This window comes from Oleiphilus messinensis, assembly GCF_002162375.1.
GTDB lineage: Bacteria > Pseudomonadota > Gammaproteobacteria > Pseudomonadales > Oleiphilaceae > Oleiphilus > Oleiphilus messinensis.
In genome coordinates, this window is sequence record NZ_CP021425.1 from 6,014,331 (window position 1) to 6,031,595 (window position 17,265).

Consider the following 17,265-nt stretch of genomic DNA (forward strand, 5'->3'; position numbering starts at 1 on the left):
AGCATTATAAAGATGTCAGTTTAAATTCCTACGACCTGGATCATGGGATTCGGACTTCGTTAACAAAAATGACGCCTAATTCACAAACAACCTCACTCGTACTGTGCCGTTAACAACAAAAATGCCTGCCATCAGAAGTCCGCGTTCACCGAAGCAGGCGGTGGCGTTGGTGTTTCATTTCTCATTCCGCCGGAAAAAGAACATTGAACACTGATGTTGAAAATATCAGCAGAGGATACCGTCCCCGTCCCGTTAAACACCGAACAGAATTGATCATCAGGGGGCAGAAACACCTGAACATTGTAGGATTCCCCTGATTTAAGCTCATTGGAGAATTTGAAGCTACCATTGCCAAAGGTTTCCGGGGAGCCGTTCAAGGACAGTGTCACCAGGTCACCATTATCAGTCGTAATTCCACCACCGATACTGTATGTGGTGGGCGCACAGGTCACCTGGATACTCGTTACATTCCCCCCCGCAACGGTGCCCTGCCCACCGGATACAGTACAATTTTGTTCTGTTTGTTGACTCACAGTAACACTGTAGCTTTCACCATTTGCAATTGTCTGCGAAAACTGAAAACCACCATTACTGAAAAAAGAGGGCCCCTGACCATTGAGCAACAACGGTACCTGGGTGATTGCACCACTAATACTACCGCCCACAACAAATTGCGCGTTTACTGCCTCACACACAATACTGACAGTCACATTCCCCCCGGAAATAACCCCACTGCTATTCGATAAAGAGCAGGACTGATCAGCTCCTGAACTTAAAAGATCTACTGAGTAGCTCGTTCCATCTTGCAACAGTTCAGCGAACTGGAACGAACCACTTCCAGTCGTCGTCGCGCTACCGCCATTCAGTGACAATTCAATCGGCTGGGTTGCCCCACTCACATTGACAAGTACCGCGTAGGAAGACACCGTTTGCTCACAGACCACTTGAATATTGGTTATGTTTGCTCCACTCACTACACCAGAGCCGTTGCTTACAGAGCAGGAGTAGTCCTGAGAAACATTCACGACACTTACTGAATAATTGGCGCCGTCCGCAAGCTGCTCACTGAAGGTAAATGCGCCCGTAGCTGCAGAAACCGTATCTGTACCATTCAGTCCCAGAATCAGGCCGGAAACTGGACCGGAAACCGTTCCACCGACTGAAAATGTTGACGCTTGTTCCACACAGCTGATTTGCACATTGGCAATGTTCGCACCCGCAATCACACCACTGCCATTCAGTACCGAGCAGCTGAAACCTTGAGGCACACTGCCAAGACTCACAGTGTAACTCTCTCCCTCGGCCAGCAACTGACTGAACGTAAATGAACCGCCGGAGGTGGTCAATGTTTCCTGACTATTGAGAGCAATAACCAATCCAGTTACAGCCCCGGAAACCGTACCACTCACTGAGAAACCGGAAGGTTCTTCGATCGTGACACAGGAGACAGACACCAGCACATCACTGCCAGCGATTTGTCCTGAACCATTACTCACAGAACAGACCTGATTGTCTGGCGGAGTTGCAACACTCACACTGTAACTGGAGCCATCGACCAGCGCTACCGGAAACGAGCTGATACCGTTTGACACGGTTATCTGGCTGGCACTATTCAAGGAAAGCACAACGGACCCGGTCACACCTGAAACACTCACATCGACGTCATAGTCGTTCGCTGGAGTAACACAGGTCACGTTCACGCTCGTCACATTCGCAGTCTGAATCACGCCGGTGCTATTCGATATTGAACATTGCTGGGTACCTGCAACATTGCTCAACACGACACTGAAACTGTCACCTGAGCTCAACACACTGGGGAATTGGAACGCACCGTTGGTGATGGTCACGGTATAGTTACCGTTCAAGGTAAGCGTCAATGCCGAGTTGGAGCCCGAGACGGTTCCACCCACAGCATACGTCTGCTCGGTTGGTGTAATACAGGTAACGCTTACGCTGGATATATCACTATTCGAGATTGACCCGCTACCGCCCGAAAGCGAGCATTCCTGAGTGCTCGGGCTGGACACGATTTGTACCGAATAGGCTGAGCCTGCAGGCAGCGAATCCGGGAACTGGAAGGATTGATTGCCCGTCAGCGTCAAGGTACTTTGACCGTTAAGCGACAATTGCAGCGTTCCATTCAGGCCGGAGACACTGCCACCAACGCTAAATTCGAGTGATGCGGTGTCTTCACAAGTAATCGCGAGATCGGTAACGTCGGTGTTCGATATAGTACCGGTACCATTGTTTACGGTACAGGTCTGACCGGTGGGCGATGAAATCAGCGTAACGGTATAAGACGCGCCATTTGTTAACTCGCTGGAGAAGACAAATGACCCATTACTGAAGACATTGGCTATCCCACCGTTCAAACGCAGCCCGATTTGCCCGTCCGCACCAGAAATTTGACCGCCGACGGTAAAGGATGAAGGCTGATCTTCACAATTGACCTGGATATCCGCCACATCCGAACCACTGACTGTGCCGGACGCGGAGGAAAGCGCACAAGATTGGCCATTTGGCGCGGTGATCAAACTGACTGAGTAGGTCTGTCCATTTTGCAGCTGAACGGTAAACTGGCCAATGCCATTGCTGAAAAGCTCAGTGGACGCACCATTGAGGCTCAGGCCAACCTGATCACTGGCGCCCTGCACCAATACCGAAACATTAAAGCCGGTTTCATCCTGGCAAACAATTGCGATATTGGTAATCGATGCATCCGAGATGGTGCCTTGGTTATTGGCAATCTGACAGGTTTGTCCTGCGGGTGTATCGGTCAATTCAACCTGATAGGTTTCTCCAGTCAACAATTGCGTACTGAAGCTGAACGTTCCTGAAGCTGTGGAAATTTCTTCTGCGCCATTCAATTGTACCGATACACTTCCGGCGATACCCGTTGCAGTACCGGAAACCGTGTACGACTGTTGAATATTGGGCAAGGTTTCCTGAAACTGGTCAGCATCCTGCTCTGACACCAAAATCGATTGTCCCGTAACGACGGTAACAAAGTTAATCACGCTCTGATTACTGTCAAAGTTATCATCCGTAAAATCGATATCATCGGCGAACACTTCCGCCTCGGCACGGATCGTTGCATTCAGAGATATCCCGTTACTGCTGTTGCCATCATCATCCAGTGTCAACAGGAGCTGATAGACATTATTACTGATGGTGTTCACTGCAGTCTCATCGGCATCAGGGTAGGTTGCGGCGATCAACGCCGAAATATCGATTTCACCCTCAGAGGCGATGATCATCCCCAAGACTCTTGCCCCGATGGAGTCACCATTGATTTCGATACCGCTTGCGGTCTGCTCCACCGTACAGCCTTTTTTAATCCCCAGACAAAACAACGTTGCAGAAGATTGTCCGCACACCTCATAGAACTCAAAAACGCCATTAATGTCTGTAACGCCCTGGACCCCTTTTTTGATCCCGGACACACTGGCTGTCGATTCACTACTGTAAGCGAGACCACTCACGCCTTTCAGAACGGCGGTTTTCTTAATGGGAATGTTGGCATCAGAGCCGTTATCACAGCTGTTCTGCTCAAATACACTGTCATCCTCGACCTGGGCATCCACAACATCCTGAACAATACCTGCCACGTTAGCACAGGCACTGGCTGCAGACTCCGGGGCTTCGGAGACATCGTCAAGCACCCCTTGCAGCTGTTCTTCAGACAATTCAATGTCCTCATCATCTGCACGGGTAATGTAATCCTGCCCGACACCGATACGGTTTTCGATAATAACGGCATCTTCATTTTGGGCACCCGTCAAAATGGTCAATGCGATAGCTTGAAGCGTTATTCGCTCGTTGTTCAGCTCATCCAGATAAAATGCCAGACCACCCGCATCCGCATCACGGCCAAATGCTTGTTGGTATAAATTGTTTATCAGCGTCTCGTTATCCAGACCACCGAACCGCCGCTCAAACTCGTCAGAGGTGCCGAAACTCTGGATAATGCCCGATAAATTCCCCTGGGCAAGCAATTCAGCATTCCAGAATGCGAGCCCTGCAGAATCGGGAATACGGCCGTAATATGCGATATAAGCACTGATCACCTGATCTTCAGTCGCTTGAAAAGATCGTGCAGCGCACTCGGCAAATGCGGAAACAGGACGAAATGCAAGCACACAAAAGAGAAAGAAGCTGAAAAGCGTCAGCACAAGAGATTTAATTTTCATGACACACCTGTAACTTGCCTGCAATGTAGATTAATAAAGATAGCCAAGGATATAAGGCGTGGGTAGCGCTGAAGCGCATTAATTGTACAAAAAACACCCATAGCTACTACTGGTGTTCCGATTCAATACAGGTTAAATTGGCTACAATGACGTCACCGGATCGACATAGACGGGGTTACCCACTTAAGTAGCTGACAATGCAACAATTTTTATCAGAACGCAACCTCAGTAACTGGATTGCTTGTCCAGAATGTGATTTGCTCGTAAGTAAGCCGATACTGGCCCGCGGCGAAAAGGCAAAGTGTCCCCGCTGCAGTTATCTGCTACACGAACACAAGCCGGACAGCCTAAACCGGACCCTGGCAGTATCTTTAGCTGGCCTGTTGGTATTCATCCCGGCAAGCACACTACCCTTATTGGGACTTGAAGCCTTTGGTTTGAAGAACAATGTCTCACTGCTGGAGTGCATTCTGGCAATGTGGAGCCGTGAGATGTATGCCGTTGCGGTTTTTGTGTTCTTCTTCAGTATCTTCTTTCCCCTGTTACGCTTAGTGATTATGCTGTATCTGGCTTTGCGTTTGCGCTGGAACCACTTCAGTCCGCACTTCATAACCTTTTTCCGGTATTTTCACCACTTGAAAGAATGGGGCATGCCTGAGGTTTTCATGCTCGGTCTCATCGTTACCCTGTATAAACTTGTGGGACTGGCCGACGTTATTTACGGGTTCGGTTTTCTGGGCTTTATTTTCTTTCTCATCACGGCCACACTGGTTACGGCATTCCTCGATGAACACTGGGTTTGGGAAAAACTGGATGAAGGACGAGAGTAGTCCGATAGACATACCGCAGCCTGCAACTTTCGATGCGACTCGGGATGGGGCGTTGCACGGAACCGCTATTGACCGGGAATGGCTTTCGGCCAAACAGGCAGGGTTAATTTCGTGCAGAGACTGCGGACAGCTCAATCCTTTGGCAGAGTCCCAACGTCAAGCCGGCAACTGCAGCCGCTGCGGCTCAAAATTACATCAGCGCCTGCCCTACAGTATTCAACGGACCTGGGCTTTTGTCATAGCCTCATTAATCGTATTTATTCCCGCAAATACCTTGCCCATGATGACGGTTTTGAATTTTGGTCACGGTCAACCGGATACCATAATTTCAGGTATCTTGTTTTTGCTGAAAATTGGCATGGTGCCGGTTGCCATAATTGTTTTTATTGCCAGTTTTCTGGTTCCCCTGGCGAAAATTCTGGGCTTGATGATTCTGTTAATCACGGTGCAACGCAATTCAACCGTACAGCCCAGACACCGGACATTACTCTATCGCCTGGTGGATCTGCTGGGAAAATGGTCAATGCTGGATGTCTTTGTCGTGACAATTATGACGGCAGTCGTTAATTTAGGGTACATCAGTAGCATTGAGGCTGGCGCAGGCGCCACCGCATTTGCCGTTATGGTCATACTGACGATGTTTGCCGCCCACAGTTTTGATCCACGCTTGATTTGGGACTTGGCAGAAACCGCGGAAAAAGCTGAAACAAAAGCGAGTAAGGAAATTCAAGAATGACCGACGAACCAAAGGACAACCCAACCCCGGCGGATGATACCCCTGGCGACGGGAACGGTAATGCCGAGCGCAACGCTGACAGTAATGGGCCGGTTGAAAGACCGCAGCAAGCCCAAATTTCGGTGAAAAACGGTATCTCCGCGGTCTGGCTTGTGCCCTTAATCGCACTGATCTTTGGCCTTTATCTCGGCGTAAAAGCCTATTTAGAGCAAGGGATCATTATCCACATCAATTTCCCGACCGCAGAGGGCATCACGCCCGGTAAAACCGAGGTCCGTTACAAAGGGCTGATTGTTGGTATCGTCAAGGATGTCAGCATGGCGGATAACCTCAAACGGGTTGACGTGACCGTCGAGATGACCCCGCAAACGGCTGATTATCTTACCGAGAATGCCCAGTTCTGGCTGGTTTCCGCAGAGATATCACTGTCCGGTGTTAAAGGTCTGGATACCCTGATGTCCGGCAATTACATTCGACTCCAGGAGGGCGACCAGAGCCTTGCAGCACGACGCGACTTCGTCGCCCTGGAATCCCCCCCACTTTTGCCGGATTCCGCTCCGGAACTGCATATCAGACTGAAAGCTAAAGAACTGGGATCGATTCGCGATGGCACCAAAATTTTCTACCGAAAAATCCCGGTCGGCGAAGTGCGTTCTCACTCTCTCAATCCCGATGGGCAGGGCGTGACCTTTGAAGCCTACATTGATGAGAAATACGCTCACCTTGTCTACAACAATACCCGGTTCTGGAATATCAGCGGCGTCTCCCTGGAGGGAGACATTACCAACCTGAAACTGAAACTCGACTCCCTTGAGTCCCTATTAATTGGTGGCATCGCCATGGGGGTACCAGAACAGCTTGAAGCCGGTGGTGCCGCTAGCCGGGGTGACCGCTTCACTCTGCATTCCAACTATGAAGCGGCTCAAGTTGGCATACCGATCAAACTCTATTTTGAGTTTGGCACGGGGATCAACGACGATATGCCGATTTTGTTTGAAGGCATTACCATGGGTCGTATTCATCGCTACACCATCGAACTGAACCGCCGCCAGATCATTGCAGAAGCCGAATTCGATCCACGCTATGACGAGTATCTTAATGATAAATCGCAATTTTTCCTGGTGAAGCCCCGTGTATCACTGAGCGGAATCGAAAATCTCGAAACCCTGACCAAAGGGCAATACGTCAGCCTACGTCCATCAACCCATGGCATTCCGGTAGCTAAATTTACCGTACGAAATGGCGCCCCCCCGATACCTGAAGATGGTCCAGGATTGCACTTGGTACTCTCGGCAAACAGTGCAGCCTCCTTATCACCGGGAACCCCGATTCTGTATCATCAACTGGACGTCGGTTCGGTACAGACGATCAAACTCAACCCGGGAGAATTTCCCCGGTTTAATGTGAAGATCCACATCCGCCCCGAATATGCTCACTTGGTAAACCGGGAAAGTCGCTTCTGGAATGCACGTGGTGTTGCCATCAAAGGTGGCGTACAGAGCTTTGAAATCAGAACCGAGTCAATCGCATCCATACTGCAGGGCGGTATCGCGTTCACCACCCCGGGACCACTTCCCCCCACCGAAACAGCGGCTTTACGGGCCCAGAACGGTGACCGCTTTACGCTCTATGAAGACGAAGAAGACAGTCAGATCAACACCCGGATCCAGGTTCATTTTGACAGCGGTGAAGGACTGCGGGAAGGCATGCCCGTAAAATATCAGGATCAGAAAATCGGCGAGGTCGACAGTCTGTCCTTTGCTACGGGGTCACGCGCAGGCTTGAGCAATATTAGCGCAAACATTCGTCTGTTCGACTGGGCCCGGAGTCTGATTCGAAACGATACATCAATCTGGCTGGTTAAAGCCAAGGTCGGACTCACTGATATCAAAAATGTCGATGCCCTGGTACTGGGAACCTATCTCGAAATTCTGCCAGGCACAGGCCGGGTTACTCAGCGACTGACAGCGCGCCAGCACCCCGCGAAATCAAGGTCACGACCACGAGGCTTAAACCTGGTTCTGCGCGGTGACCACCTCGGCTCTGTAAAAGAAGGCCACCCGATTTCATACCGCCAGATTAAAGTTGGTGATGTGATCAGCAAAGACCTGAGCGCCGATGCAAATCATGTATTGGTCTATATCAATATTTACGAAGAGTATGTCAATCTGGTTAAATCGGATTCCGTCTTCTGGAACGCCAGCGGCATCAAAGTCGACGCGGGATTATTCAGTGGCGTTAAAATCAACACCGAGTCCCTCGAAACTCTGATTACGGGCGGCATTGCATTTGCCACGCCGCCGAAACATCCGCAACAGGAAAATGTGGGTCAGGGACATGAATTTACGATCCACGACAAGAGCCGTGATACCTGGTTACGCTGGAAGCCGGGGATTCCGTTGCGAAACTGATCGGTTCCAGTCCCGGGTCCAACAGAGACTTTTCGAGAAAAGCCCCGTATACTGAGAGCATTCACGTACGGGGACAGCAAAGCCATGTCCGAACTGACTCAGACCATCTCCGAACAAACGGCCAGAGCGCCGATCAAGGTGTATTTCGACGGCGCCTGTCCGGCTTGTCGACGGGATCAAAAACGCTACAATCACTGGACGGGACACAACCGGGTTTACTGGGTGGACATCACCAACGCCGATGCACAGCTCAGGGAAAAAGGCATCGATCCGCAGCTCGCGCTTCTGATGCTTCACATCGAATTACCCGACGGCACCATCGTGAATGACATTGAAGCCTATCAAATTCTGTTTGCTCAGGTTTACTGGCTCAAACCATTGAATATGATCTTGCGATGGCACTGGCTGAAAGAATACATTCGAGGACGTTACCGGGCCGCAGTGAAACGCCGATTGGCAACCGATCCCCGCTATTGCAAACTACCCTGATTTAAGCGATCCAACTTTCGTACGAATATAACTTGCTGTGCAAATCTAAGGAGTACCCACATGACGTCGTCCGTCGACTATCCACGTGATCTGATTGGTTATGGCGCTACGCCACCCGACCCGAAATGGCCTGGCGGGGCTCGTCTGGCCCTGCAGTTTGTGCTGAATTATGAAGAAGGCGGGGAAAATTGTGTGCTGCACGGCGATGAACATGCCGAGACTTTCCTTTCTGAAATCTACGGCGCCTCCCCCTACCCGGACCGGCACATGAGCATGGAGTCTATTTACGAATACGGCTCTCGTGCAGGGGTATGGCGTATTTTGAAAGAATTCGAACGACGCAATCTGCCGTTGACTATTTTTGCCGTTGCCATGGCATTGGAACGCCACCCGGAATTGGTCACCGCGTTGCAAGCGGCAGACCACGAAATTGCATGCCACGGCCTGCGCTGGATTCATTACCAGACTATGCCGGAAGAACGGGAAAAAGCACACCTGCAAGCGGCCATCGCCATCTTCAAACGGCTCACGGGTAAACACCCGGAAGGCTGGTATACCGGCCGGGATTCACCCCGCACCCGGTCACTGGTGGTGGAACAAGGTGGCTTTTTGTATGACTCGGATTACTACGGCGATGATCTTCCATTCTGGCAAAATGTTGATACCGGAAACGGTACCATTCGCCCTCACCTGATCATACCTTACACCCTGGATAACAATGATATGCGCTTCTCTTCCCCCACAGGGTTTGCCCAAGGGGATGATTTTTTCAACTATCTCAAAGACAGTTTTGATGTGCTGTATGCGGAGGGCGCAGAGGCACCGAAAATGATGTCCGTTGGGCTACACTGCCGACTGGTTGGCCGTCCGGGACGCTTCCGGGCCCTGCAACGCTTTCTTGATTATGTCTGCGGCCACGAGGATGTCTGGATCTGTCGACGGGTTGATATTGCACAACACTGGCACCGGTACCACCCTTATGACCGATAGCTCAACATTCCATTCACCCCGTCGTGTCGCAATTGTGGGCGGCGGACCGGCAGGCCTGATGGCCGCAGAGACGCTCATCCGGGCTGCAGCAGGGCCGGAAAGTGGCCTGGAAGTCCACGTTTTTGAGGCAAAACCATCTGTCGGACGCAAATTCCTGATCGCCGGTAAAGGCGGGATGAACCTCAGTCATTCCGAACCGGTCGAACAATTTCTGACCCGTTACCGCGAACGTGCAGACGTGATCGCAGAGCTGTTCACCCGGTTTGGGCCGGAAGATCTGCGCAACTGGAGCCATGAACTGGGAATCGAAACCTTTATTGGCACCTCGGGCCGGGTTTTCCCCCACGATATGAAAGCCGCACCGTTACTGCGTGCCTGGCTACGCCGTTTACGTCAGCAGGGCACCCACTTCCATGTCCGTCACCGCTGGCTGGACTGGCAACCAGGCCGAAACTCCGGTGACCCCGTCGTTCTCAAATTTGCGAACGACAATGGCGAGTTTAGCGATCAGTTCGAAGGTGTAATATTTGCCATGGGCGGTCAAAGCTGGTCAAAACTGGGTTCAGATGGTCAATGGCAAACGCCAATTGCCGGACAGGGGATTGACACACGCCCACTGGTTCCGTCCAATTGTGGTTTTGAACATCTCTGGAGTGATCACTTCAAATCCCGATTTGCCGGTTCACCCGTGAAATCCTGTGGATTGGTGACTCAAACCTCACAACGACAGGGCGAGCAGGCTAAAAAGGGGGAATTCGTCATATCCGAATTTGGTGTAGAGGGCAGCCTGATCTATGCACTGTCGTCCAGCATCCGAACCGAGCTCGAACAGGGCGGCAGCAGTACGCTGTATCTGGATTTACTGCCCGATCGACCGGAAGCCACCGTGATTAGACAATTAACCAAGCCACGGGGCTCAAACTCCTGGTCAAATCACCTCCGGAAACGGGTCGGACTTACGGGCGTGAAAGCCGCCTTACTCCGTGAACTGGCGCCCGACCTGAACACCGATGATGCACAGGATATCGCCCGGAAAATCAAGCAGCTGCCCCTCTGTATCGAACGGCCCCGGCCAATCGAAGAAGCAATCAGTTCCGCAGGCGGGGTATTATTCGAACAGCTTGATAACCGCCTTATGGCCACTCAATTACCAGGCGTTGCCTTCGCCGGGGAAATGCTGGACTGGGAGGCTCCAACCGGAGGCTATCTGTTCACGGCCTGCTTTTCCAGTGGCCACAGTGCAGCTACAGGCATGCTAGACTATCTGCAATCCCTAACAGAAAAGTAAACATCGCCCGGACAGGTTGATAGCGCCTGTGCAACCGCTTACGGGCCTGACTTAACGACCGAAAACTGGACCTTATTATGTTAAATTTCACGTTTCACAATCCTACCCGCATACAATTTGGTTCCGGTCAGATTGTCGCCCTGAACGCAGAGATTCCTGATGATGCCCGGGTCCTGATGATCTATGGCGGCGGCTCAATCAAGAGCAATGGCGTCTATGAACAAGTCAAATCGGCATTAGGTGAACGGCCGGTATTTGAATTCTCGGGAATTGAACCAAACCCCCGCTATGAAACCTTAATCAACGCGGTGGATGTGATTCGACAAAACAACGTTGACTACCTGTTGGCCGTTGGAGGTGGATCCGTAATTGATGGCGTGAAATTCATTGCTGCCGCAGCTTGTTTTGAAGGGGACGATCCTTGGGATATTTTTACCAAACGCGCGCCCGTGAAACGTGCATTGCCCATCGGGGTTGTACTCACCCTGCCTGCTACCGGATCTGAGTCCAATACCGGAGCCGTCGTCACCCGCGGCGAAGATAAACTACCTTTTGCCAGTCCTTTGGTTCGTCCCGCTTTCGCAATACTGGATCCTCAAGTTACCCTCACATTGTCACCCCGTCAGGTCGGGAACGGCGTAGTTGATGCCTTTGTGCACACGATCGAGCAATACTTAACTTACCCTGTAAATGGCAAGGTTCAGGATCGCTTTGCCGAAGGCTTGCTGCAGACCTTGATTGAGGACGGCCCCAAAGCATTGTCCGAACCGGATAATATTGAAGTCCGGGCAAACGTGATGTGGTCTGCCACGCTGGCGCTCAATGGCCTGATCGGTGCAGGTGTCCCCCAGGACTGGAGTACTCATATGATCGGTCATGAATTGACCGCGCTCTATGGTATTGATCACGCCCGGACACTTTCCCTGATTCTGCCGGCAATGATGAAGGTACGCCGTGATACCAAACGGGACAAGCTCTGCCAATACGCCGAACGGGTATGGAATATACGAGAAGGGAGTGACGAGGAGAAAATATCGGCCGCGATTCACGCCACCGAAGCATTCTTCCGGAAAATGGGTGTGCCGGTTCGCCTCTCGGAGGTTGACCTAGGTTCGGAGGCGATTCCTACGATTCTGAATCAATTGGAAAAACACCGGATGACACGCCTGGGTGAACACCGGGATATTGGTTTGGATATCAGCCAACGGGTATTGGAAACGGCCCTCTAGCCACCAAAGACCGCAATATGGTCTTTGCAATGGGGCCGCTGAGCGTTGAGTGTACCGTGAGCTAATCGAAATACCTCTCGGGGTGAGGCATGGTGGGTTGGATAGTGCGCCAACCCGGCACTGACCGTGAAATGCTTTTTCTTGATCGGCGTCTGCTTGATAACCGTACGAATCCGATCAGTAATTTCCTTCGCCCGCTCAACTTCGGTGTGTTTGAATAAAATGACAAATTCGTTTTCACCGTAGCGGGCGACAATATCACTATCCCGTACATACCGATCCAGGACCTCACCCACCATAACCAGAACACGGTCACCAAAATCACAACCATATTCATCACAGATCAGGACAAAATTATCGATATCCAGCTTGGCAAGCGAAAAGGGCGGGTTGTGATGCGCAGCTTGCTTATCCATTTCCTCGAGCACAATGTCGACCACGCTCGCTTCATAGAGTTTGGTGAGGGTGTCCAGACCAAAAGTTGCAGCCTCTGTCGGGTGAGGTAACAAGTCATCTACATCTGAAGATACATTTTCACCGGGCATCAGGTTACAAAAATAGTCCAGTGCCGCGACACGCATGCCAGGGTCTCGCCCCAACATCCCGGCCATGTTTTTTTTGTGTTCCAGCATATTCAGCCAGATGTGATGCGCTTGCGGTTCCGGATAAATTCTATCTGTCAGAGTTTTAACTACACTTTGATAAAAGTGCCCGGCCATGGCTTTCTCCGCCTGCCGCAGGTGCTCGTAGTTTTTGGCTGAGATGTAGGGAAAGCTGGCCAGCTCTTCTATCATATTGAATGGACACTTACCCAGCAGTTCAGCATGCACACCGCCTGCAGTGTCTGAATTTTGCACCATTTTCGTCTCCCCCAAGTGATGGAATGGAAGCGCCCCACCAACAACAATGTGTGCAGCCCTAATCGTTAATCGTTATAAGCTTATAATTTTAATTAGATTCCGGTACGCCTTGCAGGCGTCGATATCTGCTTCCGTCAATACCGCTAGTGTGCAAGATTCACACAACCTTAGTCAATAAAACAATTTCCCCGTATTGATTCGAGCCGACAACCTTGGTCGTTTGTAGCGGCTGTGGAAGCTCTCTAATGTAAAAAATCAGTAAATTTTATACTCATGAATTTACCTGCTGATGCCTTATCTGAATTCACAGGTGCGCTTATTCTGAACCTGACAACTCAACCTCTTCAGCACCTTCAAGGAGCGCACAATGAAAGCACAAATCACTCGATCAATCATACTCATGGCTGCGCTAACCACGCCAGTTGCAAGTTACGCCAAGTCAGTTGTAGCTCAAGAAACACCGGTTCACACGACGGCACAATCCGAAATCCATCAGCCTCGTATTCAACTGGCCTTGCTGCTGGATACCAGTAACAGTATGGACGGATTGATCAATCAAGCGCGTAATCAAATCTGGCAAATGGTGGATGAATTTGCCAGCGCCCGAAAAAATGGTCTTCCGCCCATTGTTGAAGTCGCGATCCTGGAATATGGAAATGACAACCTCTCAGCTGAAACCGGCTATATTCGTAAGGTCACTGCACTCACCACCGAACTGGATCGCGTCTCAGAGGCACTCTTTGCGCTGACAACCAATGGTGGCAGTGAATACTGTGGCTACGCAATTGAAACTGCCGTCAATCAACTGCAATGGAGCGACTCGCCCCATGACCTGAAAACGATCATCATCGCCGGAAATGAACCCTTTACCCAAGGTCCACGGGACTATCGAAAAGCCATCGCGGCGGCCAGATCCAAAGACATCAACATCAATACGATTTTCGCCGGTCAATATCAAAAGGGTATTCAAACTGGTTGGCAACAAGGTGCGCATCTTGCACAGGGCAATTATATGAATATTGATCAAAACCAGGTGGTCACCCACATTGCAGCCCCTCAGGATCAGCGCCTCGCCCAGCTGAATGAAAAACTGAACGACACCTATATTCCCTATGGACAACAGGGTCAGGAATCAGCTCAGCGACAACAGGAACAGGATCAGAAAAGTCAATCCATTGCCCCGGGATTGCTCTCCAAACGGGCTAAATCAAAAGCGTCCAGCGCCTACAAGAATGAGCAATGGGATCTGGTTGACGCTCTGGACTCCGGCACGACGGAATTGGAGGCAGTGGACAAGGCCATGCTTCCAGCACCGATGCAAAGGATGTCAGATAAAGAGCAAGTGGAATACATCGAATCCAAAAAACAGGAACGGAAAGCCATTCAAGAAGAGATTCAAGTCCTCGTGGAGGCAAGAGAAGCCTTTGTGGCAGAGCAAAGTACAACACCTGCAGAAGAAGCAACGGTCAGTGGCGCATTGATGAAAGCGGTGAAAAGCCAAGCGCAGGACAAATCTTTCTCATTCGAATAAATCATACCGAAGAATTTGAGCGTTTATCTTGAACTCGGCTCCGCGCACCAAATACTGCAAAACAACGGTATTGCGACCGGCAATAATGCAATAGTTGAGTTCAAGTCTTGATTAAGCAACCGCTTCCTGGATCGCCTCTGTGGTTTTTTCCAGCAAATCCTGAAAGTCCATTTCACAGAGGCCGGTATAATCAAAAATGGTTTCCTTGATCTTCTCCCATTCATGATTCGCCTGAGCTTTGCCCAGTTCCGCATACTCCCGGGTGATGTGCTCCGCCATTTTTTCGATAACCAGCAACGAGTTAACCACACTGTGCTGCTGGAGATTTTCCGCAGAAAAGCGCTCCAGATTATGGTGATCCTGAATAACCGATATCACCTCTTCCGGAAGCTTCCAGGAGCGCCCCATGTAATACCCCAACGCACAATGATCCGTGTGGTAAAGTCGGTTCTCCACGGCCAGAAACGAGTGCTGGTTCTGACCATAAATTCGCTTAAGGTTTACGAGATAGCCTTTGTTTTTCTGCATCATCAAGGGGATTCCACAGTCATGGAACAGTCCCGCCATGTACGCCAGATCCGGCTTGCAAAGTTTAAGCTCCCGGGCGATGAATGCGCTCGCCACAGCATTATCATCACTGACACGCCAGAATGCACTGAGTTCGTCCATATCAACCAAATCATAAAATGAGACCTTCAACAGGAGCGCATTGATAATATTCAGAACACTGTCCATTCCCAATAGCGCGACAGCATCCTTTACAGACTCTATTGTCCGCGCAAGCTGGAACGTTGCAGAATTGATGACTTTGATCACCGCCCCGGACACAGCGGGGTCTTTGACAATTATTTTGGCAACTTGGTCAATATCGGGATAAACCTTGGCAATATCCTGGAGAATCATTGGATGGGGTGGAATGACGATTCCTTTGAGGGCTGTTTCTGCATCAAGCTCATTAACCTGAATCTTATCGGGCACAGTAGATGACCTCCCAGATGGGGTGATTGGCGAACACAGCCCTAAGCATAGTCAATAGCAACTGAACCTGCACAGCGTTCACAACGCCATTTGAGTCTGATCCAATCAAACGTCATCGAAGCGAAGATTGTTTGCTGCCACCATTTGTTCGGTGGTGGATACCAGCTTTCGTAACCAGGCAGAAAAGTTAACCCCGGCAAACAAGTCGGGATGAGACTGATACAATGCTGCAGCGCGCCGGGATGCATCAAGAGCTCGAATGGTCTCGAGCACCTCGGGAAACGTTGCCGTTTGTTCCCCGGCAGAGGCAAAGATCAGGTTTTCCGGATCAACATGCCCCCGTTCTACCGCACAGGAGACTCGATGATTGCAGCGACACGGATTCCGGGGTTCCACCAGACCACACCGACTTGTCATCAGATTTTGAATTGCGGAACGGGCTCTGGAGAGCTGTTTGCGATATGCCACTTTAGAAATCGACAAGACATCAGAGGCCTCCTCGTGCTCCAATTCCATGATCTCGCCGAGAATGTAGGCCAACCGGTGCTTGCGATCCAGACAAAGCAACATGGCCAAAGTGCATCCAATTCTGACTTCGTCCTGCAATCGGGCATCAAATGGAAGTGGATCTATCGCTTCTGGACTGACGCTCAAGTCCCGCGCCAGATCCTCACTGAAAGCATCGAACGAGAGGGCTTGTAGCTCCGCTTTTTTTGCCTTTACCGTCATCAGGGTATTGCTGGCGATACGATACACCCAGGTTTGAAAACGACTCTCTCCCCGGAACCGGCTTAAATTTGTGATTATTTTAATCAATATTTCCTGTGTCGCATCTTCCGCATCCTGAGGATGCCACAGAAATCGCATAGCCATCTGAAAGACATCCTGACTAACCGAATTCACAATCCGGGTAAGCGCTTGTTGATTCCCTTGCACCGCCTGATCAACATCATCCTCAAGTAACGTGTTAAGTTTTTCCACCACAATGTTGTCCTCAGTTCAGCCCGCGCCATGTTAAACGTATAACAACACCGCAACGGGCTGAAGGGTTAATTTACGCCGGATTCACAGCCTCGCCTTCCAGACAATGTTTGAGCAACGTCAATTCACTCGCCAGAATTTCGGACTGTTGCTGCAAAGTGCCCTCAAGTTGTTCTAAAGGAACCGGAGGCGGCAGGAGTGTAAAACTAAAGACACTTTGATCCGCCGTTAAGTTCACAACCCTGGAATAAGCCGACGCCACAGAACCATCCGGAAACACCATAAACCAATCAACCGTCCCCTGCTCTCGGGATGCCTCTGTCCGCAGCTCAATCGGAACCTCACCTCCAGGGGTTTTCATTACCGCGTTTTTACCCGAGACGGATGCAAAAGCGTGGGTCCAATGGGGCAGGTTTTCCGACTCGGCGATATACGCATACGCCTGCGCCGCGGGAACATTCAAATCAATACTTTGTACATCGTGCATTTTCATGGATAACTCCTGCTTTCAAGCTCAACAATTCACTCAATACGTTACTCAACAGTGACGCATATCAAGCGCGTCAAACCATTAGACTTTCAGACATCCCAGGGTGTGACAGATTTTTCGGCGTTTCGTTGTCATACGTTGTCACAATAGGTACAGGATCATTCAAAGGTGTCACATTCTGTCCAGTTTCCGCTACAGCGAATTCAGCCGGATCTGCATATGATTTGAGCATCCGCTCCCGTAATTCCCGAATTTAACGGGT

General features: G+C 50.6%; 13 protein-coding genes. 8 read left to right on the forward strand and 5 right to left on the reverse strand.

Annotated elements, in window-relative coordinates:
* Positions 1 to 131: 131 nt before the first annotated feature.
* A complete protein-coding gene (locus tag OLMES_RS26160) occupies positions 132 to 4,190 on the reverse strand; it encodes a DUF4214 domain-containing protein (RefSeq protein ID WP_087463967.1) in 4,059 nt (1,352 codons plus the stop codon).
* Between the two features lie 197 nt (positions 4,191 to 4,387).
* Here OLMES_RS26160 and OLMES_RS26165 point away from each other — a divergent pair, with 197 nt between their 5' ends.
* From OLMES_RS26165 to OLMES_RS26195, 7 genes are all read left to right on the forward strand, one after another.
* Entirely contained in the window at positions 4,388 to 5,020 is a 633-nt protein-coding gene (locus tag OLMES_RS26165) for a paraquat-inducible protein A (RefSeq protein WP_087463968.1), read from the forward strand.
* Positions 5,004 to 5,756 carry a paraquat-inducible protein A gene (locus OLMES_RS26170; protein ID WP_087463969.1) on the forward strand — a complete coding sequence of 251 codons (753 nt, stop codon included), beginning with the start codon at positions 5,004 to 5,006 and terminating at the stop codon, positions 5,754 to 5,756. Before OLMES_RS26165 ends, OLMES_RS26170 begins: the two co-directional genes overlap by 17 nt.
* The gene (locus tag OLMES_RS26175; RefSeq protein WP_087463970.1) at positions 5,753 to 8,167 is read left to right on the forward strand and encodes a PqiB family protein; all 2,415 of its coding nucleotides are present in this window, start codon (positions 5,753 to 5,755) and stop codon (positions 8,165 to 8,167) included. The genes OLMES_RS26170 and OLMES_RS26175 overlap by 4 nt, the downstream gene beginning before the upstream one ends.
* Positions 8,168 to 8,251: 84 nt before the next feature.
* The gene (locus tag OLMES_RS26180; RefSeq protein WP_087463971.1) at positions 8,252 to 8,656 is read left to right on the forward strand and encodes a DCC1-like thiol-disulfide oxidoreductase family protein; all 405 of its coding nucleotides are present in this window, start codon (positions 8,252 to 8,254) and stop codon (positions 8,654 to 8,656) included.
* 60 nt (positions 8,657 to 8,716) lie between these two features.
* Entirely contained in the window at positions 8,717 to 9,646 is a 930-nt protein-coding gene (gene puuE, locus OLMES_RS26185) for an allantoinase PuuE (RefSeq protein ID WP_087463972.1), read from the forward strand.
* Positions 9,636 to 10,934, forward strand: a complete 1,299-nt coding sequence (locus tag OLMES_RS26190) for a TIGR03862 family flavoprotein (protein ID WP_087463973.1) — start codon at positions 9,636 to 9,638, stop codon at positions 10,932 to 10,934. The genes puuE and OLMES_RS26190 overlap by 11 nt, the downstream gene beginning before the upstream one ends.
* A gap of 77 nt (positions 10,935 to 11,011) precedes the next feature.
* Positions 11,012 to 12,163: an iron-containing alcohol dehydrogenase gene (locus tag OLMES_RS26195; protein WP_087463974.1), complete on the forward strand. Its 1,152-nt coding sequence runs from the start codon at positions 11,012 to 11,014 to the stop codon at positions 12,161 to 12,163.
* Here OLMES_RS26195 and OLMES_RS26200 read toward each other — a convergent pair.
* Positions 12,160 to 13,023 carry a GGDEF domain-containing protein gene (locus tag OLMES_RS26200; protein ID WP_087463975.1) on the reverse strand — a complete coding sequence of 288 codons (864 nt, stop codon included), beginning with the start codon at positions 13,021 to 13,023 and terminating at the stop codon, positions 12,160 to 12,162. The two genes, OLMES_RS26195 and OLMES_RS26200, sit on opposite strands and share 4 nt — an antisense overlap.
* Before the next feature lie 367 nt (positions 13,024 to 13,390).
* Between OLMES_RS26200 and OLMES_RS26205 the strand changes: the two genes are divergently transcribed.
* Positions 13,391 to 14,554, forward strand: coding sequence for a vWA domain-containing protein (locus OLMES_RS26205; protein WP_087463976.1), 1,164 nt, complete (start codon positions 13,391 to 13,393; stop codon positions 14,552 to 14,554).
* 111 nt (positions 14,555 to 14,665) lie between these two features.
* Here the strand turns inward: OLMES_RS26205 and OLMES_RS26210 are convergent, their stop codons facing one another.
* The 3 genes from OLMES_RS26210 to OLMES_RS26220 all read right to left on the reverse strand — a co-directional run bounded on the left by OLMES_RS26210 (position 14,666) and on the right by OLMES_RS26220 (position 17,006).
* A complete protein-coding gene (locus tag OLMES_RS26210; RefSeq protein WP_087463977.1) occupies positions 14,666 to 15,532 on the reverse strand; it encodes an HDOD domain-containing protein in 867 nt (288 codons plus the stop codon).
* A gap of 105 nt (positions 15,533 to 15,637) precedes the next feature.
* Complete coding sequence (locus OLMES_RS26215; RefSeq protein ID WP_157678627.1) at positions 15,638 to 16,513, reverse strand: RNA polymerase sigma factor; 876 nt, start codon at positions 16,511 to 16,513, stop codon at positions 15,638 to 15,640.
* Positions 16,514 to 16,586: 73 nt separating this feature from the next.
* On the reverse strand, positions 16,587 to 17,006 hold the full coding sequence (locus OLMES_RS26220; protein ID WP_087463979.1) for an SRPBCC family protein: 420 nt from the start codon (positions 17,004 to 17,006) through the stop codon (positions 16,587 to 16,589).
* Positions 17,007 to 17,265: the final 259 nt, after the last annotated feature.

What these genes read in the sequence shown, in the direction of transcription:
- OLMES_RS26160 (WP_087463967.1), bottom strand. Translation starts at nt 4,190, where the DNA reads ATGAAAATTAAATCTCTTGTGCTGACGCTTTTCAGCTTCTTTCTCTTT.
- OLMES_RS26165 (WP_087463968.1), top strand. Translation starts at nt 4,388, where the DNA reads ATGCAACAATTTTTATCAGAACGCAACCTCAGTAACTGGATTGCTTGT.
- OLMES_RS26170 (WP_087463969.1), top strand. Translation starts at nt 5,004, where the DNA reads ATGAAGGACGAGAGTAGTCCGATAGACATACCGCAGCCTGCAACTTTC.
- OLMES_RS26175 (WP_087463970.1), top strand. Translation starts at nt 5,753, where the DNA reads ATGACCGACGAACCAAAGGACAACCCAACCCCGGCGGATGATACCCCT.
- OLMES_RS26180 (WP_087463971.1), top strand. Translation starts at nt 8,252, where the DNA reads ATGTCCGAACTGACTCAGACCATCTCCGAACAAACGGCCAGAGCGCCG.
- puuE (WP_087463972.1), top strand. Translation starts at nt 8,717, where the DNA reads ATGACGTCGTCCGTCGACTATCCACGTGATCTGATTGGTTATGGCGCT.
- OLMES_RS26190 (WP_087463973.1), top strand. Translation starts at nt 9,636, where the DNA reads ATGACCGATAGCTCAACATTCCATTCACCCCGTCGTGTCGCAATTGTG.
- OLMES_RS26195 (WP_087463974.1), top strand. Translation starts at nt 11,012, where the DNA reads ATGTTAAATTTCACGTTTCACAATCCTACCCGCATACAATTTGGTTCC.
- OLMES_RS26200 (WP_087463975.1), bottom strand. Translation starts at nt 13,023, where the DNA reads ATGGTGCAAAATTCAGACACTGCAGGCGGTGTGCATGCTGAACTGCTG.
- OLMES_RS26205 (WP_087463976.1), top strand. Translation starts at nt 13,391, where the DNA reads ATGAAAGCACAAATCACTCGATCAATCATACTCATGGCTGCGCTAACC.
- OLMES_RS26220 (WP_087463979.1), bottom strand. Translation starts at nt 17,006, where the DNA reads ATGAAAATGCACGATGTACAAAGTATTGATTTGAATGTTCCCGCGGCG.